This window comes from Nocardioides malaquae, from assembly GCF_015070385.1.
Classification (GTDB): Bacteria; Actinomycetota; Actinomycetes; order Propionibacteriales; family Nocardioidaceae; genus Nocardioides; species Nocardioides malaquae.
In genome coordinates, this window is record NZ_JADCSA010000159.1 from 1 (window position 1) to 354 (window position 354).

1 protein-coding gene is annotated in these 354 nt (G+C 36.2%); it reads left to right on the plus strand.

Annotation, left to right across the window (positions count from 1 at the left end; translation table 11 throughout):
* Positions 1-60 precede the first annotated feature (60 nt).
* Positions 61-309 carry an acyl carrier protein gene (gene acpP / locus IEQ44_RS18535; protein ID WP_011101500.1) on the plus strand — a complete coding sequence of 83 codons (249 nt, stop codon included), beginning with the start codon at positions 61-63 and terminating at the stop codon, positions 307-309.
* The last annotated feature ends 45 nt before the right edge of the window (positions 310-354 follow it).

Below are 354 nucleotides of genomic sequence, written 5' to 3' on the forward strand. Positions count from 1 at the left end.
TTAATTGATAACTGAAATCAAGCATTTAAAATTAATTTAAAAATTCTGGAGGAATCAACAATGACTAAAACTGAAATTTTTGACCAAATTAAAAAGATGATCGTGGAACAATTAGACGTGGATGCTGACAAGATTACGATGACAACGAACTTTACCGAAGACTTAGCACTTGATAGTCTGGACGTTTTTGAAGTGATCGATAAGATCGAAGACGAATATGATATCGAAATCGAAACGGATGACGCGTTAGCCACGGTTGGTGATTTAGTTGATTATGTGGCGACTCATCAGGAAACTAGCGAGGACTAAGTTATGAAAACGGCAATCTTATTCAGTGGTCAAGGACAACAGTTT